General features: G+C 47.5%; 22 protein-coding genes, 1 tRNA gene and 2 pseudogenes. 10 read left to right on the top strand and 15 right to left on the bottom strand.

Going from position 1 to position 20,670, the window contains the following annotated elements; all coding sequences use genetic code 11:
- Window positions 1–185: 185 nt before the first annotated feature.
- The gene (locus VSQ30_RS19870) at window positions 186–329 is read right to left on the bottom strand and encodes a hypothetical protein (protein ID WP_334466875.1); all 144 of its coding nucleotides are present in this window, start codon (window positions 327–329) and stop codon (window positions 186–188) included.
- Between the two features lie 399 nt (window positions 330–728).
- On the opposite strand from VSQ30_RS19870, the gene VSQ30_RS19865 reads away from it, so the two are divergent.
- On the top strand, window positions 729–1,484 hold the full coding sequence (locus VSQ30_RS19865; protein ID WP_334466873.1) for a ParB/RepB/Spo0J family partition protein: 756 nt from the start codon (window positions 729–731) through the stop codon (window positions 1,482–1,484).
- A 79-nt stretch (window positions 1,485–1,563) separates the two neighbouring features.
- Here VSQ30_RS19865 and VSQ30_RS19860 read toward each other — a convergent pair whose 3' ends face one another.
- From VSQ30_RS19860 to VSQ30_RS19815, 10 genes are all read right to left on the bottom strand, one after another.
- Window positions 1,564–2,064 (bottom strand): hypothetical protein, encoded by a 501-nt coding sequence (locus VSQ30_RS19860; protein ID WP_334466872.1) that lies wholly within the window; start codon window positions 2,062–2,064, stop codon window positions 1,564–1,566.
- Window positions 2,065–2,131: 67 nt separating this feature from the next.
- Entirely contained in the window at window positions 2,132–2,542 is a 411-nt protein-coding gene (locus VSQ30_RS19855) for a hypothetical protein (protein WP_334466871.1), read from the bottom strand.
- Complete coding sequence (locus tag VSQ30_RS19850) at window positions 2,539–3,243, bottom strand: ABC transporter ATP-binding protein (protein ID WP_334466868.1); 705 nt, start codon at window positions 3,241–3,243, stop codon at window positions 2,539–2,541. The genes VSQ30_RS19855 and VSQ30_RS19850 overlap by 4 nt, the downstream gene beginning before the upstream one ends.
- A 16-nt stretch (window positions 3,244–3,259) precedes the next feature.
- On the bottom strand, window positions 3,260–3,895 hold the full coding sequence (locus tag VSQ30_RS19845; protein WP_334466866.1) for a hypothetical protein: 636 nt from the start codon (window positions 3,893–3,895) through the stop codon (window positions 3,260–3,262).
- Between the two features lie 17 nt (window positions 3,896–3,912).
- Window positions 3,913–5,235, bottom strand: coding sequence for an ABC transporter permease (locus VSQ30_RS19840; RefSeq protein ID WP_016217827.1), 1,323 nt, complete (start codon window positions 5,233–5,235; stop codon window positions 3,913–3,915).
- 11 nt (window positions 5,236–5,246) lie between these two features.
- A complete protein-coding gene (locus tag VSQ30_RS19835; protein ID WP_016217826.1) occupies window positions 5,247–6,680 on the bottom strand; it encodes an ABC transporter permease in 1,434 nt (477 codons plus the stop codon).
- Window positions 6,681–6,985: 305 nt separating this feature from the next.
- Window positions 6,986–7,363 (bottom strand): hypothetical protein, encoded by a 378-nt coding sequence (locus tag VSQ30_RS19830; RefSeq protein ID WP_172544024.1) that lies wholly within the window; start codon window positions 7,361–7,363, stop codon window positions 6,986–6,988.
- A gap of 271 nt (window positions 7,364–7,634) precedes the next feature.
- Window positions 7,635–9,083: a sensor histidine kinase gene (locus tag VSQ30_RS19825; RefSeq protein ID WP_334466862.1), complete on the bottom strand. Its 1,449-nt coding sequence runs from the start codon at window positions 9,081–9,083 to the stop codon at window positions 7,635–7,637.
- A complete protein-coding gene (locus VSQ30_RS19820) occupies window positions 9,080–9,745 on the bottom strand; it encodes a response regulator transcription factor (RefSeq protein ID WP_172544023.1) in 666 nt (221 codons plus the stop codon). The genes VSQ30_RS19825 and VSQ30_RS19820 overlap by 4 nt, the downstream gene beginning before the upstream one ends.
- 154 nt (window positions 9,746–9,899) lie before the next feature.
- Window positions 9,900–10,949 carry a relaxase/mobilization nuclease domain-containing protein gene (locus tag VSQ30_RS19815; protein ID WP_334466859.1) on the bottom strand — a complete coding sequence of 350 codons (1,050 nt, stop codon included), beginning with the start codon at window positions 10,947–10,949 and terminating at the stop codon, window positions 9,900–9,902.
- 264 nt (window positions 10,950–11,213) lie between these two features.
- Here VSQ30_RS19815 and VSQ30_RS19810 point away from each other — a divergent pair, with 264 nt between their 5' ends.
- The 3 genes and pseudogenes from VSQ30_RS19810 to VSQ30_RS19800 form a co-directional block, all read left to right on the top strand.
- A complete protein-coding gene (locus VSQ30_RS19810; RefSeq protein ID WP_004083357.1) occupies window positions 11,214–12,461 on the top strand; it encodes a site-specific integrase in 1,248 nt (415 codons plus the stop codon).
- On the top strand, window positions 12,458–13,432 hold the full coding sequence (locus tag VSQ30_RS19805; RefSeq protein WP_300850551.1) for a tyrosine-type recombinase/integrase: 975 nt from the start codon (window positions 12,458–12,460) through the stop codon (window positions 13,430–13,432). The genes VSQ30_RS19810 and VSQ30_RS19805 overlap by 4 nt, the downstream gene beginning before the upstream one ends.
- Window positions 13,420–13,707: pseudogene (locus tag VSQ30_RS19800) on the top strand (site-specific integrase); the annotation flags it as partial. The gene VSQ30_RS19805 and the pseudogene VSQ30_RS19800, both read left to right, overlap by 13 nt.
- Here the strand turns inward: VSQ30_RS19800 and VSQ30_RS19795 are convergent.
- Both VSQ30_RS19795 and VSQ30_RS19790 read right to left on the bottom strand, forming a co-directional pair.
- Window positions 13,642–14,223, bottom strand: a complete 582-nt coding sequence (locus tag VSQ30_RS19795; RefSeq protein WP_334467029.1) for a DUF3849 domain-containing protein — start codon at window positions 14,221–14,223, stop codon at window positions 13,642–13,644. The pseudogene VSQ30_RS19800 and the gene VSQ30_RS19795 overlap by 66 nt on opposite strands.
- Window positions 14,163–14,345 carry a hypothetical protein gene (locus VSQ30_RS19790; protein ID WP_334466855.1) on the bottom strand — a complete coding sequence of 61 codons (183 nt, stop codon included), beginning with the start codon at window positions 14,343–14,345 and terminating at the stop codon, window positions 14,163–14,165. The genes VSQ30_RS19795 and VSQ30_RS19790 overlap by 61 nt, the downstream gene beginning before the upstream one ends.
- A 269-nt stretch (window positions 14,346–14,614) precedes the next feature.
- Here VSQ30_RS19790 and VSQ30_RS20705 point away from each other — a divergent pair.
- Window positions 14,615–14,788 (top strand): annotated as a pseudogene (locus tag VSQ30_RS20705) (hypothetical protein); the annotation flags it as partial.
- Window positions 14,789–14,870: 82 nt separating this feature from the next.
- Here VSQ30_RS20705 and VSQ30_RS19785 read toward each other — a convergent pair.
- Window positions 14,871–14,944 (bottom strand) — tRNA-Gly (locus VSQ30_RS19785).
- A gap of 162 nt (window positions 14,945–15,106) precedes the next feature.
- Here VSQ30_RS19785 and VSQ30_RS19780 point away from each other — a divergent pair.
- The 4 genes from VSQ30_RS19780 to VSQ30_RS19765 all read left to right on the top strand — a co-directional run bounded on the left by VSQ30_RS19780 (window position 15,107) and on the right by VSQ30_RS19765 (window position 17,379).
- On the top strand, window positions 15,107–15,499 hold the full coding sequence (locus tag VSQ30_RS19780; RefSeq protein ID WP_334462517.1) for a helix-turn-helix domain-containing protein: 393 nt from the start codon (window positions 15,107–15,109) through the stop codon (window positions 15,497–15,499).
- Window positions 15,462–16,034: an IS630 family transposase gene (locus VSQ30_RS19775; protein ID WP_334466852.1), complete on the top strand. Its 573-nt coding sequence runs from the start codon at window positions 15,462–15,464 to the stop codon at window positions 16,032–16,034. Before VSQ30_RS19780 ends, VSQ30_RS19775 begins: the two co-directional genes overlap by 38 nt.
- Before the next feature lie 317 nt (window positions 16,035–16,351).
- Window positions 16,352–16,867, top strand: a complete 516-nt coding sequence (locus VSQ30_RS19770) for a hypothetical protein (protein ID WP_334466849.1) — start codon at window positions 16,352–16,354, stop codon at window positions 16,865–16,867.
- 38 nt (window positions 16,868–16,905) lie between these two features.
- Window positions 16,906–17,379 carry a hypothetical protein gene (locus VSQ30_RS19765; protein WP_334466846.1) on the top strand — a complete coding sequence of 158 codons (474 nt, stop codon included), beginning with the start codon at window positions 16,906–16,908 and terminating at the stop codon, window positions 17,377–17,379.
- 409 nt (window positions 17,380–17,788) lie between these two features.
- Here the strand turns inward: VSQ30_RS19765 and VSQ30_RS19760 are convergent, their stop codons facing one another.
- Complete coding sequence (locus tag VSQ30_RS19760; RefSeq protein ID WP_160642920.1) at window positions 17,789–18,217, bottom strand: GNAT family N-acetyltransferase; 429 nt, start codon at window positions 18,215–18,217, stop codon at window positions 17,789–17,791.
- Window positions 18,218–18,461: 244 nt separating this feature from the next.
- Between VSQ30_RS19760 and VSQ30_RS19755 the strand changes: the two genes are divergently transcribed.
- Window positions 18,462–20,369 carry a cadherin-like beta sandwich domain-containing protein gene (locus tag VSQ30_RS19755; RefSeq protein ID WP_161879981.1) on the top strand — a complete coding sequence of 636 codons (1,908 nt, stop codon included), beginning with the start codon at window positions 18,462–18,464 and terminating at the stop codon, window positions 20,367–20,369.
- Window positions 20,370–20,670: the final 301 nt, after the last annotated feature.

The following is a 20,670-nucleotide window of genomic DNA, read 5'->3' as shown; positions in this document are numbered from 1 at the left end:
AAACTTATGCGGTTATGCTAGAATTATGTTATCGGACAGAGTTTTCGATGCGAACCTTGCTACGAAAATAAGTAACAAGGAAATGGACCTTGACAAACAGGTTATCAACGCCTCATGAAAAATCATCGCAGCACAAAAAGACGGCAGACAAAGGCCTGTCGTTGCCCAGAGGAAGTGGAAAAGAATCAATCAGGAGCGACCACAGAATAACCCAGCTTTTGGAGTTCGTTTACCATGCGGTTGGCACGTTTGCGTTCACTCTGTTTCCTGCGGGTTTCAAAACATTCTTCATCATAAGGTGCTTTGGTTTTTAAAATGGTATAGATCAAAGCCAACAGCTTTCTGGCCAGGGCAATGGTTGCCCGTTTTGCGCCTTTACGCTGCTTGATCCGCCAATACCAACCGGAAAGATATAAGGACCGCTTAGTGTATCAGATTCTGCCCCGCCGCGCACCAGCTTTATTTTCATTCCCAGCTGTGATGGCTTTTCATGAGGCGTTGAAAATTTAATAACAGGCCACAAGCACCGCTCCCCGACACCACAGCGCAGACGCCATGACGATAAAACTCCGAGCGCCCCCTGCCCTGTTGACCGATACTGGCACTATCCGAAGCGCTGGGGAGCATCCGCACCACCCGTACCGCAGGGTCAAAGGGGGACATCATGCCGCGCCATCCGCCAGGATGGGCTTGTGGGCTGCATCTATAATCCGGAAGGAGGGAAGCCGATGCGTATCCCCATTAACGAAATCAAACTGAACCCTGGCAGGCGGGAAGCCGAGCCGGAGGATATAAAAAATTTGGCTGACAGTATAGCCGAGCTGGGCCTGCTGAATCCCATCACTATCAACCAGGGCCACACCCTGATTGCGGGCCGTCACCGTCTGGAGGCGGCAAAGTTGTTGGGCTGGGCGGAAATCGAGTGTACCGTCACAGACTTGCAGGGCTTGCAGGCGGAGCTTGCCGAGATAGATGAGAATTTTGTCCGTAAGAACTTGCCTATCATAGATTTTGGCAACCTGCTCTTGCGGCGCAAGGAAATTTACGAGACGCTGCACCCAGAGACAAAAGCCACATACGAGGGTGGCGCATATCGAGGAAATCAGCACAGGGAGGTGGGCGAAAAAATTTCGCCCACCTCAAAAGGCTTCGTTAAAGATACCGCTGAAAAATTAGGTGTATCACCAAGAACGGTGGAAATCCAAATACAGATAGCCAAAAACCTTACCTCCGCAGCAAAAGAAATGATTCGCGGTTCAGATGTAAAAATCAACAAGACAAATGCTCTCAAGCTGTCCCGGCTGGAACCGGAGCAGCAGGAGGACGCTGCTTCTCAACTCGTGTCAGGCGAAATCAATTCGTTGGACGAATATAAGCCCTATTCTGTGGGCAACAAGGTTTATGCGACCTTTCCCGGTTCGCTTATCCCTAAGAAATCCTGTGTCACATATTCAATCTCGATCCGGTCTCCCGGAAAGATATAGACCTTACTGATAAGCCTGTCAATCAGGGCTTGCGTCAGTGTGTCGGCGCTGCCTACTTCCTGAACGATCTCACGCTGTTTCAGCTTTGCTTCATAATCGCTCTGTATCTGCCTGGTCTGTGCGGTAATGGCGGCATGGACATTCCTTGCTTGCACCAGTTCCGCATCATATACCGCCTTGCGCTCCTGATATCTTCATTCTTCTTTACCACATTATAGTCAATTACAATACTACGAGAATCTGTTGGCATGGTTCCCGCTGTCAGAGCTGCTTCAACGGTCGCATAATTCTGGTCGGTCAGCATATCACACATACCACCAGTAACAAGGCGCTGTTCCAAGCAGAAGTACAAATCGCCCTCCTGGATCTCTGTTAATGGCTGATCTGATTGCCTTGGAATGGAATACTGACCATAAAAGGCAGGATAGCATGGAGAAAGGACACTATCAGATTTAGAATTTTTACTTTCTGAAATAAAACGCTCCAATTCTTTTTGCTGTGTCTTTGTGAGAAGCGCAAAAAGTTTCCTGCCTATTTTTTCACCGGATTCTGTTAAATCAAATACTGCGAAATGCCCCATACTATCACCCCCTGTTCCTCAGTGTCAATCAAAAAGAATCTGAGCTATCCTTCTTTACAGTCGATTTTTATTCTTCCTTTTCCCGGAATCCCCAAGCCTCAAAATCCGTATCTTCATCCTCCGGCTTAACTTCCTCGGCATAATCGGGACCGATGGCCTCTGCCGAGGCGTTGAGCATATAGGGCGTGACCGGTACCGGCGCTTCGCTCTGGATTGCCAGCCCCCTGCGGGCAGCCTTGCCGCAAAACACCATGGCGGCGGCAAAGGCAAAATACTGCACACAGCTTGTTAAGTAGAGATTCACAATGGCCAGTTCATTTCCCTGCACAGGGACGCCCTGCTCAAGCTGCCGGGAAATGTTTTGATGACAAACCGCCAAGGAAATAAAGGCCGTAATCAACAGCACCACAGCAAAAACGTAGCAGGCCACAGCGAGGATGCTGCCCTTTTGGGAGGGCTTAGAAAACTCGTCCATCATTTTGCCCTCCTCTCGTTGCGGGGAGCATTGTTTCTGCGGCATTGGGGTTGGGCGTTTCCATCCTGAGTACGCTCCAGCACCTGCAGCTCACCTTTTTTCAGCCGGAACACCACATCGGCCTGCTTCGCCAGCTCATTGGAGTGGGTAACGACCACCACACACTTGTTCATCTTGTGGGCGCTCTCTTTGAGAATTTCCGTGATGTCCTGGGCAGTGTCCTCGTCCAGATTGCCGGTAGGCTCATCGGCCAGGATCACCGGGGCCTCACTTGCCAAGGCACGGGCGATGGCTACACGCTGCTGCTGGCCGCCGGAGAGTTTCAGCACATTTCGCTTGGCTTCTTCTTTCGTCAGGCCCAGGCGCTCCAGAATGGGCAACGGCGGCAGCTTGGAGGTCAGCGATACATTCTCTGCGGGGGTCAGATAGTCGATCAGGTTATACGCCTGAAAGATAAATGCCACATGGTTTTTCCGATGATTAGACAAACCGGTTTTGGCAATATCTTGTCCTTCAAAACAAATTTGGCCGTTGCTGGGGCTATCCAGACCACCGATCAGGGAGAGCAGGGTGGTCTTACCGCAGCCGGAAGGCCCCAGGATTGCGTAGAGTTTGCCCTGTTCCAGTTGTCCGCTCACGCCCCGAAGGACAGGCTGCTTGCCGTCATAACTATATTTCAAATTGGAAAATTCTAAAATGCTCATATCAACATACATCTCCTTACATCCAGTCATCAAAAAAATCGTTCATCCATTCTTCGGAATCTAAGCCCCCAGAAGGAGAATCCACGCTTACATTGTTTATATCGCTTAAAGTGACTTCACACGATCCGCTTGTGCCATCCTCAACAAGTATGATTCTTGCTGTACCCTTTTTCAAATCGACGGAAGTGCTTTGCGTATCATCACCTTCTAAAAGGGTGGTAATTTTATTGTCCTCGGAAACAAGCAGGACTTTGAATTTACCGCTGGACAAATCTGCCGAAAGGTCAATAGAAATAGATGTATCTTCTGCTGCATTGAGCATCCAAATGGTGTCTTTTCCGTTGAACCCTTGAAATTCTCTTTTCAGAGAAGTGTCCGTACTTCCGGTGTCTACACATTTTTGGTAGGTATAACTATCCTCATTAGAAAGGATCAAGTTGCGATCATTATATGAGGAATTTCCACAGGCAGATAAGATCAATGTGAAAATCAGAGCCGAACAAAGCAGCATAACTATTCTTCTTGTGCGCTTCATAGTAGTCTTTCCACATCCAGAAAGGCCGGAAACGGCATACCTTTTTCCCGCTCCGATTTGGGAGCTGCTTGTTTTATCAAATGAATTTGACAATTCTGGTAATTCCGAAATGCTCATAATCTTAAATCCTCCATTTAGCTCATTTTGCTTAATATCTCTTTGGGCTGTAAGCGAAACACTGGGATGTTAGACATTCCCACAGAGAAGGCTACAACTAAGGTTCCAATTCCACAAACAGCCGCAAAGTTACGAACAGTTATTTCCACTTCCAGAGAAGAGGCGGTATCGCTGGCGATTGTTTCGGTTTGCGCGGAGACATTTTGCAGGAGAAGATCACCCGTTACATCCGCAACGACTTGGCCAGCAAAGAAAGAAATGCCAAATGCCAGCACAGCGATCATCATGACCTCTGCAAAATGTTGCAGAAATATCTGCGTCTTTCGGTATCCCATAGCCAGCAATATACCTGTTTCATGAATACGGCCCTTAATCCAAAGACTTAGAATTAAAGACAACACCAGGGCACTGCCAATAATTAAGCAGGTCAACAAGGACGATACCAGGGCAGACATATTTTCCAAAGGTGCCGCTGTTCGCTGATATTCTTCATCGGCAGTTTCTACCGCAAAATCATCCCATGCAATATTGGCGTTTTCTTTTGCAGATTCAATGGTATTACTAAGCTGAGCCGGATCTTTCACATAAAATTCCAGTCGTTGATATTCTCCTGATTCCCCATTGGAATCGTCAATGAAAATTCGGTTCTGATAAAGAGAGGGTGGCGGTACAAGCCCCGCATTAAGTTGTGGTTCCTTGATTTCGTAGATACCTACAATAGAGAAGGGGCTGGATGTTTTTTCTTGCGAAGATTGAAGCCAGATTTGATCTCCAACTTCTAAATTGTTAAGTCCTGCAAGTTCTTTACTTATGAGAACAACATTTTCATCTGTCGGCAGAATGTGACGCCCTTCAGTGATCTGAAAGGTTCCTTTTGAAAAAAACATGCTTTTTTCAGAGTCCGTATTCATTTCACTGGTAACAGTATGAAGTAATGTTTCATCATCATCGTATTGATTATTGGTCTCTACCAGTTCCAGATATTCTCCATTGGCATTGGTCAGTATTGCCTCTCCAATTTGAGAAGCATTGTAGCTTTCAATATTAGGAGTTTTTAAGACTTCTTCAATCACAGAATCATCTAACGGCGCACCGACATATTGAACACCACTGCTTTGATTTTCACTGGCTATAAAGTTTTCAGATTTAGATTTGTCCACCACTAACCCAAAACTACCACCAAGAGAGTGCCTTAGTTCTTGTGCTGCTGTATCGGCAGAATATTTAATCGAAAGCCCTACCAAAACAAAGGTTGAAACGACAAGCAGCACCATGAACAACACAATGCTTTTTCCCTTTTTACGGTGTACTGATAAAAAGGCTCTGCTTAAAGTGTTCATTATGTGACCTCCTAATCCATCTTTCCAAGCAGCTCTTTGGGCTTCAAACGGAAAATCGGAATAGAAGCTACCGTTACGGAGGCTATAATCAGCACCCCACCAATACCAAACACCCAAAACAGTGTTTGTGGCACAACTGTGACTGTCAATTCAGTGACAGATGTTGTGTTTGTAGGGATTTCAGGCAACGTATAACCAAAGGAACCATCCTCACCAATCTCCGGTTCTTGTGTAACAGAATTAGTGGTATCGGTGTCCAAGAGAGCATTTCCCATTCCTTGTGCAACTGCTGTACTGGCAAAAAAAGAAAGGCTGAACGCTAATACGGCAACAATAAGAACCTCGGCCAGATGTTGCATTAAAATCTTTGCCTTACTAATACCAATAGAAAGTAAGATTCCGGTTTCATGAGTACGGCTCTTTGTCCACATGGTCAGAAGCAAAACTAATATGGCAACGCTTATGGCTGTAGTAATCACAATAAGCGTCGTAATCAAACCTCCCAGATTGTCCAGCGGCAAAGCTGCAGATTCGTAGGATTTATTTTCTTCGGCCAACGTAAAACAATCCCAATCTATGGAATCCAGATTTCTTACATCTTCCATAATATTGTCCAACTTAGCCGGATCATCTACCTGATAATGAACTTTGTAATAGCCCTCAGATGACCAGGATAACAGTTCTACGCTTGTTTCCACATCCATCAAAACTGTATTTTCCAGCAAATCTCCCGGTGTTGAAAACATGGAAACTTGTTGTGTTATCCTAGAATCAAAGATACCGACAATGGTAACTGTTTCTTGCAATTTTCCAGCTTCTTCATCTCCGCCTGTAATTTGTGGATTCATAGCGATTACAAATTGGTCGCCTAATTTCAGATTGTTTGATTCCGCCAACTCTTTATGGATCAGCACAGCGTTGTGATCCTCGCTGGTAATCTGGCGTCCTTCAATCAACTCAAGGCTGCCACCAGTAAACATATCAGCTTCCGCTGTATTGGTGTAGCCATAAATATTTGCCTGTTTACTCAGTACCGGCTCATTGGCAAACATACTTCCTTCAATACTCTTTAACTTCAAATACTCGCCATCCATCGTTTTCAGATTTGCGGGGCCAATATTCTCTGCATTATATCCGCTTACGCCGGGAACCTCTGCCACTTTATCCGCAATTTCTTTTGTCAGGGATTCTCCCACATACGCCATCGCATAGGAACCGTTCCCAAGATCACGGCGTTCATATTTGCTCTGGTCGCTGTGATCTTCTTTCATGACAAATCCACCGCCTAAAGACTGACGCACATTTGCAGCCGCCTGGTCAGCGGCCTTGCGAATAGATACCCCGGAAATTACAAGTGTACCTACGACTAAGAAAATCATAAACAGCAAGAGCGTCTTGCTCCATTTTCGGACAAGATACAAAATTGTCCTTTTTCCCACATTCATAGAAGTGCCTCCTTTGCTTTGTTTTTCAGTATTTTAGCAGGCATATTTCTCATGGGTATGGAACATAGTTGTCATGGAGTTGTCAAAACACTGTCTGTATATTGATAAACAGATTTTTCGTTTTCTTGGTCTTTCGGCAAAAAAGGCGGCGGCTCTAAAAAGCCACCGCCAGATCAAATAAGCGTGTCAGTATAGCTGCTGTACGACAGCTTTTTTGCCATCGTGCGGTAGCTAATCACTTATAGCCTGATTGTCTCATGAATATTCAAATCAGGAAGTCAAAACACTCCATGGGTCGTTCTATTTTACGTCCAATCATTATAAAAATCATCCATCCATTCTTCGGAATCTAAGCCATCAGAGGGTGAATCCACACTTACATTGCTTATATCGCTTAAAGTGATTTCACACGATCCGCTTGTGCCATCCCCAACAAGTATGATTCTTGCCGTACCTTTCTCCAAATCAATGGATGTATTCTGTGTACCATCACCTTCTAAAAGAGTGGTAATTTCGTTCTCCTCGGAGACAAGCAGCACTTTGAATTTTCCGCTGGACAGATTTGTCGAAAGGTCAAGGGAAATAGAAGCATCTTCTTGGACATCGAGCATCCAGATGGTATCTTTTCCATTGAACCCTTGAAATTCTCTTTTCAGAGAAGCGTCCGTACTTCCGGTGTCCACACATTTTTGATAGGTATAGCTGTCCTCGTTAGAAAGGATGGAATTGCAGTCATTATATGAGGAATTTCCACAGGCAGATAATACCAATGTAAAAACCAAAGTCAAACAGAATAGTTTAATGATGTTTTTGTGTATCTCAATGTAATCTCTCCTTATTTTATATTAGAACTTCTGTATAGCGGATAAATACACCATACACCTCCATTTTATCAATGGGTCAACCCTATCTTGTTTAATGAAGTCCTCTTTGTATTGGTACGTTGAGATAACTTCATTTTACGAAGCGGTTATTTGTGGGGCAGTTTATTGTAAATCTCATTCCATGCTCATACGGCATAAAGGAGTAAGGGATTTTGTAAGTATCCAAAAGTTTATGGGTGATATATAATCCAAGGCCATTTCCACCAGTTTCCCTGCTGCGAGAATAATCAGGCCGGTAAAACGCTTCAAACAAATGATTTAGGTCTTTCTCTGAAATCGGGACGCATTCATTTTCTACTATGATCGTGCCTTCTGAACAGATAACAGAGACTTTTCCACCACTGTTTGTATAATTCACAGCATTAGAGATAACATTGGAGATTGCCCGCTTTACAGCTTTGACCGGAATATGAACCACCCCGGCTCTTTCTGTTTCAATATAAAATACAATTCCCTTTGAATCTGCAATCAAGCGGTAGGAATTACAGACCTCATGGAGCAACTCAGAAAGCTGGACTTTCTTGATAGGTTCTTCTGGCTGCCCTGTCAATTTAGAGGCGTCAAGCACCTCTTGGATCATAGAAGAAAGCTGCAGCATTTTTTCTTTGCATACAGGGAGATAAGTATCTGTATCTTCAAATTTCCCCACACCTAAGATCATGCTGTCCAGCATAGTGCAAACTGCCGATACAGGCGTTTTCAACTCATGCGAAGCAGCTCGCATGAAGTCTATTTTTGATTGCTCCACTTCGCTAACATGGGCGATTTCTGCGTGCAGATGATCTATTGATGTCAAAAGTTCCTTATAAAGTGCGTTGATATTTTGAGATAACTGTCCGATCTCATCCTTTGTGCGAATTTCACAGACAGCATTTCTCTTTAATAACCTCATTTGCTCTGTAGTTTCTGATATTTTCTTGATTGGTGTAGAAAGCCGTCTGGAATACAAAAACGCCACAATAGCAGAAATAATAAAGCAAATCAACAAGTTAATAGGAAGGATCTCAAGAACAATGCCTTTTGTTTCATTTACCGGCTGCAATGTAACAAGAATAAGCAACGTACAATCTTCGTTATCTGCATTTTGAAACGAAAATTCCCGCTTTACAAATTGTGCTGTTAAGTAGGGAGCCAGGCCATCAATCCCTTGTTCAGCGCCCGTAACATTAGACTGAGCATCATTCGCTTGATCTCCGGGAGAGGCTTGAAAAGAATAATCTTTCCCGTTTCCATTCAGGGCATCTTCAATATAAAAAGAACCATAGACATACTGTTTATCTCCGCAGGTCAAGTTCACAAATGCCTTATTCTTAGCATACCGCTCCAAAACCTTATCTTCCGATAATTCTGAGGATTGTTGAAGCTGCTGTATTATTTCCTCCCCTATGCTTTCCGCAAGACTTTCTTTTTGGTTTGTATAAAAAGCAGGTATCAGAAAATACATCAACCCATGCCCAATTAACGTAATGATAATCATTAACATAAGGGTATAACAAAAAGTTTTTGGAAATAGTTTCATCGCACAGCCTCAAATTTATAGCCGATTCCCTTTACTGTTACAATACAGTCCAATCCTAACTTTTTACGAAGTCTGCCGATATATGTGTCAATCGTCCTATCATTCAATGGAACATCTGTCCCCCAAATAGAATCGAGAATTTGATCTCTGGTCAACACAACTCCTGTATGATCCACCAGAATTTTCAGCAACTGCACTTCTTTGGGTGAAATATCAATCAGCTTTCCTGCCTTTTCTGCTGAAAAGCCGGAGAAGTCCACTATAATATCTTTATAACTCCAAATATTTGCTGGTTCCGTTTTTCCAATACGCCGAAGAAGCGCCGTAATCCTTTTTCCCAGTAAAACGATGGAAAACGGTTTCGTTACATAATCATCTGCCAGATTGTCAAAACTCATAATCTGTGTATCCATGTCGTCCATCGCTGTGAGCATAAGAATTGGTATGCTGCTTGCCTGACGAATCTTTTTCAAAACATTCAGACCGTTTATTTGGGGAAGCATGATGTCCAAAACAACCAGGTCTATCTCTTTGCTATTGAACAACTCTAAAGCCTGTTCTCCATCGTATGCTGAAAACACGATGTGGCCCATATCCTGCAAATACTCACAAACAGATTCGTTTGTCAGGACATCATCTTCTACTATCAATAAGTTTGCCATTTCATCACCCTTTTTTATTTAGATATTAGCATTCCAATGTGTCATGTATATGAATTTTCCATGGATAACGAGAAACTTTGTCAAGTAAGGCAGTAGACTCCACACAGACACGCCAATAAGTATATCAAATTTTCTGAATAATTTCCATATATGCTTATGAATGTTCTTTTTCCTGTTTCCTTTCCGCAGACGGTCCCAGCAGATAGTCAATATTGGCCTTCACATTCTGCAGCTCCCGCATTTCTTCCCGTACCTGCTTATATTCCGCATAGGCTTTTCTCTTGGCCTCCAGCACTTCGGCATATTCTTCCCGCAGAGTCTTTACGGTAGGCAGCTTCTCCACTCCCAGGCTGTCAAAATATTTCTTCGCTGCCTGGTGGATCAGGATGTCAGCCTCATGCTCGGCCCGGAATTTTTTGCTGTAACCGGCTTTTCGATACGCAATGTAGACAGATCTCGTCTTAGAGTAATTGACGATCTGTTTCTGCAATTCTCCATTTTGAGATAAACGGCTTTCCATATCCTTGATCTGCGTGGAAAGCTCATTAAACCGGGAAGTCGTAGCCTGGGCCTTTGCTTGAAGGTCCTCATAGCTCATATCCCCATGCTCTTTCAGGTAAGCCACAGCTTTCGCAAGCTGCTTCACATTGAACACTTTGGCACAACGCTCATAACCGGCACCTTTACCGGCCCGCATTGCGGCGTCAATATCAATCAGCATCCTCACCGAAGAATTGGACCGTTTGGGCTGAACAGAGGGAATATAGGTTCCGGCGATCCTTTCCCGTATTGCCTGTTCAGTATAATCTCCTTTTAGCGTATTGCAGCGGGTTCGGCTCTTTTGCCCTGGAACACGGAAATTGATAGATTTCCCGCGCCGGGTGACTTCCACACCGGACGCTTCCAGAATTTTCAGGAAATCCTCAAAGGTGGAGGGGTGCTGCTCCAGGGCGGCGTCAATGGCCTGACGGATCTGATTCTGAAAGGAAAGCGGTTTGTTTCCATCACCCAGCCATTTTCCATAGTGGCCGCGGCTGGGCTTGGGATCTTCGACAATAGAAAGGCCATGCTCCAGACACAGCTTATCGCTGATCCGGCGCAAAGCCCAGGAGGAACCCCAAAAGTTGCGGAATTTCCTGGTAGACTCCAGATTTACCGCACTCACGATGATGTGATTATGGACATGGTGCTTGTCTATGTGCATGCAGACAATACCTAAATAAAGGTTCTCAAAACTACTGGTTATACCGAAAGTCAGATTATCCCGAATACATCAAAGAAAGCCAGTAATAGCGGCATTTCTTAGAGAAATATTCGGGATAACTTTTTGTGTCTGTCTAAGCTGTCAAATAGAATCCATATATGAAAAGCCGAAAAATTCGGGATAATTTTATGGTGTCCATAGAGGCATTTGCTGATAATGGTGTCAGCAGGGATTTCCCTGACTATACCAAAGGAGGCATCTGCCATGAATGAAAAGAAAGTAACCATCAACGAAATGATTGCCCGGATGGTCGCGGAAGCCAGGAGGCTCGGCTACAGTGAATCCAGCATATGGACAAACATCCAGCCGGGGCTGCGGGCCTTTGCAATCTACTACGGCAAAAAGGGCATCTCCCTCTACGATCCCGAAATCACAAGTGAATATGTAGGGTTCCAGAAGGAACGGCTGTCCAGAAATGAAATCTCAGACTATTACTACAGGAATATCCGCTCTGCCGCGAACCGGCTGAATGAGTTTTATCTGACAGGGACGATCCACCTCAAAATGCCGAAACACGGAACAAAATATCTGCTCAAAGCTGAAAACGAGCGGCTGATCGACCGTTTCCTGGATTATAAGGAGTATGGTCCGAATACCCGTGACGATGTGGTCTGGGTGATCCGCAGATACCTTTATCACTTTGAAGCCCTCGGCCATGAATCGTTAGAACTTGTCTCTGTCGATGATGTGAGGGAGTTTATATTAAAAACTGCGGAAGAGGTCAGGACATCCAGCCTGCACAACATCCTTCTCTATCTTAAATATTTCCATATTTTCCTGAAAGAGACAGGGGTTCCGGCTCCGGACTGTGCCGGCCTGTTCTCCTATAAGGTCTACCGTGACATGCCGATACAGGGCTATGTGACGGATGAAGAGCTGGACCGCATCCTTGCGGTGATCGATACAGAAAGCGACATGGGAAAAAGGGACCGCGCCATCATCCTGACGGCTGCGACAACCGGCCTGCGCGCCTGCGACCTTATCCGTCTGAAACTGTCCGACATCGACTGGAGGAAGGGAGAGATCCGGCTGTGCCAGAAAAAGACCGGCAGGACGGTCTATGTCCCTCTGGTAAAACAGACCGGAGCTGCCCTACAGGATTATATCCTGAATGCACGCCCTGCTTCTGACTGCCCGGAAGTGTTCCTGAGGGCCGTGGCTCCCAAAACAGCCATCGCCAATGCGGTCTGCATCGGAAGTATGTTCCAGCAGTACCAGAAGAAAGCCGGTATTGCCAGGCATGCATTTGACGGGAAAGGATTCCACGGCCTCCGCAGGCGTCTTGCCAAGAAGCTGCTCGTTACAGGCACGCCCCTCACAACGATTGCCCAGATCCTCGGACATGACGACCTGAAATCTTCACGCCAGTACCTTTCGCTTGACACCGGGAACCTGAAAGAGTGTGCACTTGATTTCAGAGGAATCCCGTTGGAAAGGAGAGAGCTGCTATGAGCCGGGGATTTACCAGCATATTTGCAGACGACCTGGACAACCTGATCAGCCTGAAAGTATCGCTCGGCTATTCAGAGAGCACTTATCTTGGGAGGGCACGCCAGTTTGACAGGTACTGTTCTATGAAATACGAAAAAGCAGACGAGCTGACAGAAGGCATCGTCCTGAACTGGCTGAAACCTGAGCCGGGAGAAGCCGGAAGCGTGATCCATGGCAGGGCCGCTTTCATTAGGGGATTCGGCACTTATCTGAAATCCGTTGGAAAGAACGCCTTCATCCTGCCGGATAAGTTTACTGCTGGAGGAACAGTTTTTGTTCCGTACCTGTTTGGGGACGATGAACTGGCGGCGCTTTTCCGGGAGATTGATACATACAGATATCCCAAAGAGCCATTCCGTCCGCTCCTGCTCAGCGCTTACTTCCGCATGACTTATACCTGCGGGCTGCGTCCGAATGAGGGCAGGAACCTTAAGAGAAATGAAGTGGACCTGAATACCGGGGAGCTGCGTATCATTGAAACGAAGAAGCATAAAAGCCGCAACATCGTCATGTCAGATGAAATGAATTTTCTGGCAAAATCCTATGCGGCTGTCCGTGATGCGGCGTTTCCCGAAAGCGAATTTTTCTTCCCCTCGCCATCCGGCGGCCCCTACTCCGCCGGATGGATGCAGGGAAAGTTTAAGAGATTTTTTGCCTTATCGAAACCGGATGTTCCAAAAGACCTTCTTCCCTCAGTAAGAGTATACGATCTCAGGCACCGATTTGCCACTGCTGTTTTGAACCGGTGGCTTGACGAAAAGAAAGACCTCGGTTCCCGTTTGCCTTACTTACAGACATACATGGGACACAGGGATCTGGAAGCGACGGCTTATTACATCCATCTTCTCCCGGAAAATCTGATAAAATCGGCAGGGATTGACTGGGAAGGCATGAACCATCTGATTCCACGGGTGGAACTATGGGAAAAGTAAAAGACGAGCAGTTATTCACACTTTTGCGTGATTTCCTGTTGGTCTACCTGCCGAACCAACGGAAAGCGAGCAGTAATACCGTAAAGGCTTACAGGACAACCCTGAACCAGTTCCTTAAATATACAGCCGAGCAAAAAAATATCTCTGTACTGTCCGTCACCTCCGGGATGGTCACATATGAAATGGTGAACTCGTATCTTGACTGGCTTTCAGCAGAGAAGAACGCCGCTCCGGCTACGCGCAACAACAGGCTGGCGGCCATCCGGGCATTTATTTCCTATGCCGCAGCCTGCCGCCCGGAATATATCAGCATTGCAAGCGGGCTGGCAGCTATCGGAATCCAAAAAAATGACCGGTTTGCGAAAGTGGATTATATGTCGGAAGAAGCAGTAAAAACGCTTCTTGCAGAGCCGGACACCAGGACGGAGATCGGAGTGCGGGATCAGTTCCTGATGATCTTTCTGTATGATACCGGGGCGCGTATCCAGGAAGTTCTGGATGTGAAAATCTGCGACATTAAGTCCGGGATTGCAGCGGTCTACAACAAAGTAAACATTCCGGTCATATCCGAAACCGTCCTTATCTTCACAGACCGGGACCGTCTGCGCCCATGCCTTGTTGTCCCGTGAAATGCGCCCGTCGTGATCTTTCTGCCGGACCGTGTTGGCAAGGACATAAAAAATCCGGCCATAATCAAACTGCTGTAATACCTGCTGCACACATGCCGGGCCTAAACGGTTATCCCGGTAGTTGTCCGCAATGGCCTGTTCGATTGCCTCCCTGCACGCAATGTTTGCTTTGTGGGAAGCGTGGTACTGATCCAGTTCCCCATGTGGAGCTCGTTCAGGACTTTGTATTGATAGTCGCCCTCAACCTGAAACAGCAGCCGTTTTTCCATTTCGTTTAATTCCATGTGAATCTCCTTTCTCTTGAAAATGGGTATAAAAAAAGGGCGCCCACCTATAAAAGTGAAACGCCCACGGCAACCAGCGGTCAGGCAATACACCGGACCGCTGGCACTATTAAATTTTGTCGTTAATGAAACAGCCTCCTTTTTTCGATATTTTTCTCGTCAGATTTCAACTTGGAAAAGGAATTGAATAAATGACGGCAAACGCTCAAACCCCTTGAAAATCAAGGCTTTTTCCGTTTGTCGTTATTATACCGTAACGGCACAGCGCGGCATCAAATCTGCTGAATATGGGCTTCTCCATTGTCCAAGTCCAGCAATGGCTAGGCCATGGCAGCGCCTCTACCACACTGAATTTTTACGCCCACGTCGATAAAAATTCCAAGCTAGATATGGCAGCGGCGATGGAAAGGGCTATCTATCAGCCTACTGTGCAGGAGGGCTGATAGAAAAATGATAGAAAGCCCCCAAAAAGCTGATAGAAAGAAAAAAGAAAAAGCCCGGAACCCGCATGATTCCTGGCTTTTTTGGAGCGGGCGAAGGGAATCGAACCCTCATATTCAGCTTGGGAAGCTGATGTTCTACCACTGAACTACGCCCGCATTTATTTATATCATAGATATTATATCTCATACAGGCGACAATGTCAATCCTTAGTTGCAAATTTTTTCAGAAGGGGCGGATGTCAAAATTGATTTATACCACCCCAATAAAATAACAGTGAATTGACATGAGGTGTAGAATGATATCAGAAGGTGATAGCAATGTTACACAACGAGGCGAGAAGACTACTGGTGCAGGCATACGAAAAGACCCACGACGCGCAGACAGTGGCAAAGTATTTCCAGGTGAGTACAAGCACAGTGTATCGTTTAAGCGGACAAATGAAGAAAACTGGCAGTGTAGAACTTCAAACCAGTCAGCGAGGAAGGAAACCAGCACTGACAGAAGAAGATTTGCAGGATAATGACCAGCTGATCACAGCCCAGCCGGATATCACGATCGACGAGATCATCGAAAAACAGGGACTGTCTGTCAGCAACGAAACGGTGCGAAAGGCCGTGATCAGACTGGGTTATGTTTACAAGAAGAAGTCCTTTTACGCGGCAGAGCGGGAGCGTGTTCGATGTTGTAGCAGCGAGAGAAGCCTGGAGTGAAATGATAACGCAGTGCGAAGCAGACAAACTGGTATTCCTGGATGAAAGCGGCGTAAACACGGACTTGAGCCGCCGCTATGGGCGGGCCATTGGCGGGGAGCGGTCAGTAGACAAGACTCCCTTGAATACACCTGCCAATACCACGATCCTTTCGTCAGTAAGACTTAATGGTGAGACGGCTTATACGATTTACAGCGGTGGAACGACCCGTGAAAAATTTCTGGACTATCTCAAAAACACGCTCATTCCCACGCTGCACGAAGGGGATATTGTCATCATGGATAATATGCGCACGCATCATGTCAAAGAGGTCCAAACGCTGTTGCAGGGGGCTGGCATGAAATTACTGTACTTGCCAGCGTACAGCCCTGATTTGAATCCAATTGAAAATATGTGGTCTAAAATCAAGGCCATTCTTCGCAAGCTGAAAATCAGATTATTACCCCAGCTCCCGCATGGTATTGCTCAGGCTTTCTCTCTGATTCGTCCATCCGACTGTGCTGGTTGGTTTTCTGCCGCTGGCATTCCTTGCTAATTTCTTGGATTGATATAGGGTTTACTTGCAGATTTATCTATCAATCTGAATTATCAAAACTCCAATTTCGCATTGGAAATATGACTATCATATCCCGCTAAAAACACTTTGGCATGAGAGCACTTATAAAATCAATCTCGAAACCGGAAACCCTGCCTTTCGTCACAAACAGTTTGAGAGTAGAAAAATATCATGGCAGGAAGTTATTGATTATACTATAAATGAGCAAATTCGCAAAATGACAAAAAAGGAAGGCATAGCCCAAATGTGTTATAATGGAAGCGCAACCACCCATAAAACACAAGAGGGAATGCCTTGTGGAGATTATAACACCGAAAGAGCAGATACGCAAATCCTTTTTTGAGAAGCACCTTGATTTTTTGACCAGCGTGGCCCAGCGGCGGCTCCAGGAGATGATCCTGTCCAGCTGCGTAAAAGGGAACAGCGGCAAAATGACGGACTACGCAGAGACTGGCCCGATCCACCGGACGACCTACAGCCATTTTCTGTCAAAGGGGAAGTGGGATGATGTCCGGCTGGAAGAAACGCAAAAACGCGAGAGCTTCCAGACGGTCACAGAGCTTGCGCAGACAAACAGGACGCCGGTGTTTGTCTGCATTGACGACACTGTCCTGCCCAAAACGAAGCCGTCCTCCAAGGCGAAACGGCCAACGCAGGGTGCCGGATGGCACTATTCCCATCTGGAGGGGAAAGTGATCTACGGCCACCAGATCCACGCGGCAATGGTGGGGACGGGGGAGACGCTCCCTTCCGGAGGAGCCGGATGCCTACGTCCTCGTGGACAGCTGGTATACCAGCCACGCCGTTCTTGATGCCTGCCGGGAGAAGGGCTGCCATCTGAATCGGCGCAATGAAAACCAACCGTATCCTGTACCCGGAGGGAAAGCGTATCTCCGCCTCCGACCTGGCTTCCTCTCTCGACATCGGCTGTTTTCACCCTGTAACGGTGAAAGGCCGTACCTATATGGTGTATCACTACGAGGGGACCCTGAACAAAATTGATCATGCTGTGGTGCTGTTTTCCTATCCGGCGGAGGCTTTTGGCAAGAAAAAGGCCCTCCGGGTATTCCTGTGCTCCGATACCTCCCTCTCCGATGAAACAATTCTGGATTATTATGCTCACCGTTGGTCTATTGCGGTATTCTTCCGCTCTCACAAACGCTATATGGGGTTGAACGCTTTCATGGTCAGGGCTGCCAAAGCGATTGACCGGCTGTTGCTCGTCCTCGCTCTGGCTCATTTCTTCTTTTCCTCTGGCCTTGATCGTATTTTGCCCTTTTGCTGTGGCCTTCGTCTTTGTAGGTCCTCTCTCGGTGCTTTTTGAATTTGCTCATTTATAGGAGATAATCTAAATTCACCATAAATTTTCTCCGAAAAAATCCAGCAAAAATCTTGGCTATCCTCTGTTATATGTATGATAAAACCTTGAGCAAATTTCTGAACTATCTTTTCATAATCCCGGCAAATAGCAATACGTTATGGCTTTACTGTGATAAGGAAGTATTCGCGGCAACTTATTATCAACGCTGATAAACAGAGTGCAGACAAAAGCAGAGAACACATCGCTTTCATTAGTGATGTGTTCTCTGCTTTTCTGTTCTGCAATAGAACACCGTTTTTGAGAGCAGATATATAAAACCTTGCCCTATCATTGGCGGGAAAAGGCTCCCGGCCTCTTTGTGGGATTTGACTGGCGCTTCTTGACCGGGGCCGTAAGAACAAAAGCGCGCTGCTTATAAAGCCATGTGCAGCTCTCCGGTAGGGCTGAAGCCCAGGCTTTTATAAAAGGCCTGGGCTGTGAAATTATCGTCCCCGGTGAGGAGGGTAAGCTCGGAAGCGCGTTGGCCCTCACAGAACTTGACGGCGGATTCCAGCAGGGCGCGGCCTGCCCCCTGCCTGCGCCAGGCGGGATCCACAAAAAATTCCGTGATCTCCCCAGAAGGCTCCTGGTAGCAGAAGGAACGCTTGAGCAGACAGCAGCAAAAGCCGATTAAAGCCCCGCTTTCTTCTGCTTCTGCCACGAAAACCTGTTCAGGGCCGGGAGCCTCCAGGGCAGCCCGGATGCCCTCTGGCGTCTGATCCCCAGGGCCGTTGAAGGCCTCATTCAGGCGCAAAAGCTGGGGCGCATCTTTTGGCTGGGCAAACCGGATAGTGATAGGCATAAAGAGCCTCCTTCTCAATCCTATTTTGGGTATAGGGCGCAGTGCCCGGGAAGTAAGAAAAGTATAGCATTTTCAAAGGGTTTCCACAAGAGAGACTGCGGATTTCTCAGGTTCAGTCCTGGCAGATGGCCATCTTTGGGAAGAAATTTCACATTCCGGCAGACTTAATTGCTTTCCTTCGGGAAGAATGGTATAATTTATCATATTATTACAGTACAAATTGAGGGGAAAGGGGCGCGGCTATATGAGACGCTGGTTACCCGGCCTGTTTTTGGCTTTGCTCCTGTTGCTCTTTTCCCTGCCTGCCGCTGCCCAGGAGGAGTGTGCCTTTCGCGGGACGCTCTCTGCAAAAGAGGGCCGGGGCGGCAGTACGGTTGATCTAACAGTATACTATGATGGAAGCTTAGGCCCTTTAGGGTCTTTTGTTTTTTGGGTAGATTTTGATTCCCAGCGTCTGGCCTGCCAGAAAGTGAGCCTGGGCGAGGGGCTGCGGGGGCATTACACCCTTGATGATACAGTGGGGGATGGGCAGGCAGCCGCAGTCTACACCCAGAAAACGGCGGACACAGCCTACGGGGATGCCGGAGAGGTTCTGAAGTGCCGTTTCCAGGTGCGGGAGGGCGCGCCGGAGGGGGACGGGGATTTCCGGCTGCGGACAGCCCAGGTCTATTCCCCTCAGGGAGAGCCTCTATGCCCGGACAGGGAGGAGGCTTTGCCCTTTGCTGTCCTGGGGCCTGTCAGTTCCACAGCCGCTTTGTTGGATTTGGCCCCTTCCCAGGGGGCTTTGGATCAGCCCTTTTCCCCAGAACAGTTTTTTTATACCATGACAGTGCCCTATGAGGTGAAAACCCTCACTTTTACGGCAACTCCGGCGGAGGGGGCTTCCTGCCGGGTGAACCGGAAAAACCTGGGGGCCGGGGGCAGCGAAACAGAGTTTCAAATTACGGTGACAGCGGCAGACGGGAAAACAAAGCAGGTGTACCGGGTTACAGTCTACCGGCAGGAAAAGGAGCCTTTAAGCGGGGAAGCGTCCCTCTTGGAGCTTGCCCCTGACACAGGGAAGCTGGAGCAGACCTTTTCCCCGGACAGGCTCTCCTATACCATGACAGTGCCCTATGAGGTAAAAACCCTCACTTTTACGGCAACCCCGGCGGAAGGGGCTTCCTGCCGGGTGAACCGGAAAAACCTGGGGGCCGGGGGCAGCGAAACAGAGTTTCAAATTACGGTGACAGCGGCAGACGGGAAAACAAAGCAGGTGTACCGGGTTACTGCCTACCGGCAGGAAAAGGAGCCTTTAAGCGGGGAAGCGTCCCTCTTGGAGCTTGCCCCTGACACAGGGAAGCTGGAACAGGCTTTTTCCCCGGACAGGCTCTTCTATACCATGACAGTGCCCTATGAGGTGAAAACCCTCACTTTTACGGCAACCCCGGCAGAAGGGGCTTCCTGCCGGGTGAACCGGAAAAACCTGGGGGCTGGGGGCAGCGAAACGGAGTTTCAAATTACGGTGACAGCGGCAGACGGGAAAACAAAGCAGGTGTACCGGGTTACTGTCTACCGGCAGGAAAAGGAGGACAATCTGGAAAGCGGGACAGGGGAAGCGCTGCTGCTGTCCCTTGTCCCGGAAACAGGGCAGTTGGATCAGGCCTTTTCCTCTGACAAGCTCCGTTACACCATGACAGTGCCCTTTTCCGTTACAGCGGTCACCTTCCAGACCCAGCCTGCCCCAGGGGCTTCCTGCCGGGTAAACCGGAAGAATTTAGGGGCCGGAGGCAGTGACACGGAGTTCCTCTTTACCGTAACGGCGGCAGACGGAAAAACTAAGCAGGTATATAGCGTTACTGTACACAGGGAAGAAAGGGAAAGCAGCAGCGCTTCAGGAAAGCTTTCTCCCTCCCCTGGGCAAAGCCCGGCACCCTCCCCGTCCCCGCCCCGGGAGGGTGAGGATGGCCCATACCCCACCAGCGTGCCGGTGCCTGTAGAAGGAGAGGAAGGGCAGGAGGCCGCCCTGCCGGAAATACTGGTGGAAAACCAGGACAGATCCCTTGCGTACACCCTGGCGCTGGCAGCTTTCCTTGTCCTGCTGTATGTTTCCGGACCGGTTTCCCGCTGGATTTTTCAAAAGAAAGAGAAGGCCGGGAAGGACAAGAAATAGAACGGCAGGCAGCGCAAAAGAACACCGGAAATGCAAAAAAGCCTGAGGCGGATTTTTTCCGCCCCGGGCTTTTCGTCTATCTCTTTAGCGCAAAGAACCCCCGGCTAAGCCAGAGGGTTAAAAAGCTTTAGCATAAAGCACTGAGCGAAGCGAGTTGAGAAATAACAGGTGCAGAACACAGATGCAGTCAATAGAGAAACAAGGTTTGACCCATTTGCCTTGGACACTCCTCACTTTTTCCCTCCCCGTCTTGCTTTTTAGGCCCGGGAGGGATATAATACATAGTGACGGCGGGCTTCCG

Source organism: Acutalibacter sp. JLR.KK004, from assembly GCF_036941085.1.
Lineage (GTDB): Bacteria > Bacillota > Clostridia > Oscillospirales > Acutalibacteraceae > Acutalibacter.
Note: the sequence above shows the minus strand (reverse complement) of the source record. Positions and strands in the feature narration are given on the sequence as shown.

Coding starts and splice junctions, on each gene's coding strand:
- VSQ30_RS19810 (WP_004083357.1), top strand. CDS start 11,214: ATGAATGAAAAGAAAGTAACCATCAACGAAATGATTGCCCGGATGGTC.
- VSQ30_RS19760 (WP_160642920.1), bottom strand. CDS start 18,217: ATGCCTATCACTATCCGGTTTGCCCAGCCAAAAGATGCGCCCCAGCTT.
- VSQ30_RS19825 (WP_334466862.1), bottom strand. CDS start 9,083: ATGAAACTATTTCCAAAAACTTTTTGTTATACCCTTATGTTAATGATT.
- VSQ30_RS19840 (WP_016217827.1), bottom strand. CDS start 5,235: ATGAACACTTTAAGCAGAGCCTTTTTATCAGTACACCGTAAAAAGGGA.
- VSQ30_RS19815 (WP_334466859.1), bottom strand. CDS start 10,949: ATGCACATAGACAAGCACCATGTCCATAATCACATCATCGTGAGTGCG.
- VSQ30_RS19855 (WP_334466871.1), bottom strand. CDS start 2,542: ATGATGGACGAGTTTTCTAAGCCCTCCCAAAAGGGCAGCATCCTCGCT.
- VSQ30_RS19845 (WP_334466866.1), bottom strand. CDS start 3,895: ATGAGCATTTCGGAATTACCAGAATTGTCAAATTCATTTGATAAAACA.
- VSQ30_RS19790 (WP_334466855.1), bottom strand. CDS start 14,345: ATGGAATTAAACGAAATGGAAAAACGGCTGCTGTTTCAGGTTGAGGGC.
- VSQ30_RS19835 (WP_016217826.1), bottom strand. CDS start 6,680: ATGAATGTGGGAAAAAGGACAATTTTGTATCTTGTCCGAAAATGGAGC.
- VSQ30_RS19755 (WP_161879981.1), top strand. CDS start 18,462: ATGAGACGCTGGTTACCCGGCCTGTTTTTGGCTTTGCTCCTGTTGCTC.
- VSQ30_RS19820 (WP_172544023.1), bottom strand. CDS start 9,745: ATGGCAAACTTATTGATAGTAGAAGATGATGTCCTGACAAACGAATCT.
- VSQ30_RS19850 (WP_334466868.1), bottom strand. CDS start 3,243: ATGAGCATTTTAGAATTTTCCAATTTGAAATATAGTTATGACGGCAAG.
- VSQ30_RS19765 (WP_334466846.1), top strand. CDS start 16,906: ATGAAAACCAACCGTATCCTGTACCCGGAGGGAAAGCGTATCTCCGCC.
- VSQ30_RS19780 (WP_334462517.1), top strand. CDS start 15,107: ATGTTACACAACGAGGCGAGAAGACTACTGGTGCAGGCATACGAAAAG.
- VSQ30_RS19865 (WP_334466873.1), top strand. CDS start 729: ATGCGTATCCCCATTAACGAAATCAAACTGAACCCTGGCAGGCGGGAA.
- VSQ30_RS19805 (WP_300850551.1), top strand. CDS start 12,458: ATGAGCCGGGGATTTACCAGCATATTTGCAGACGACCTGGACAACCTG.
- VSQ30_RS19860 (WP_334466872.1), bottom strand. CDS start 2,064: ATGGGGCATTTCGCAGTATTTGATTTAACAGAATCCGGTGAAAAAATA.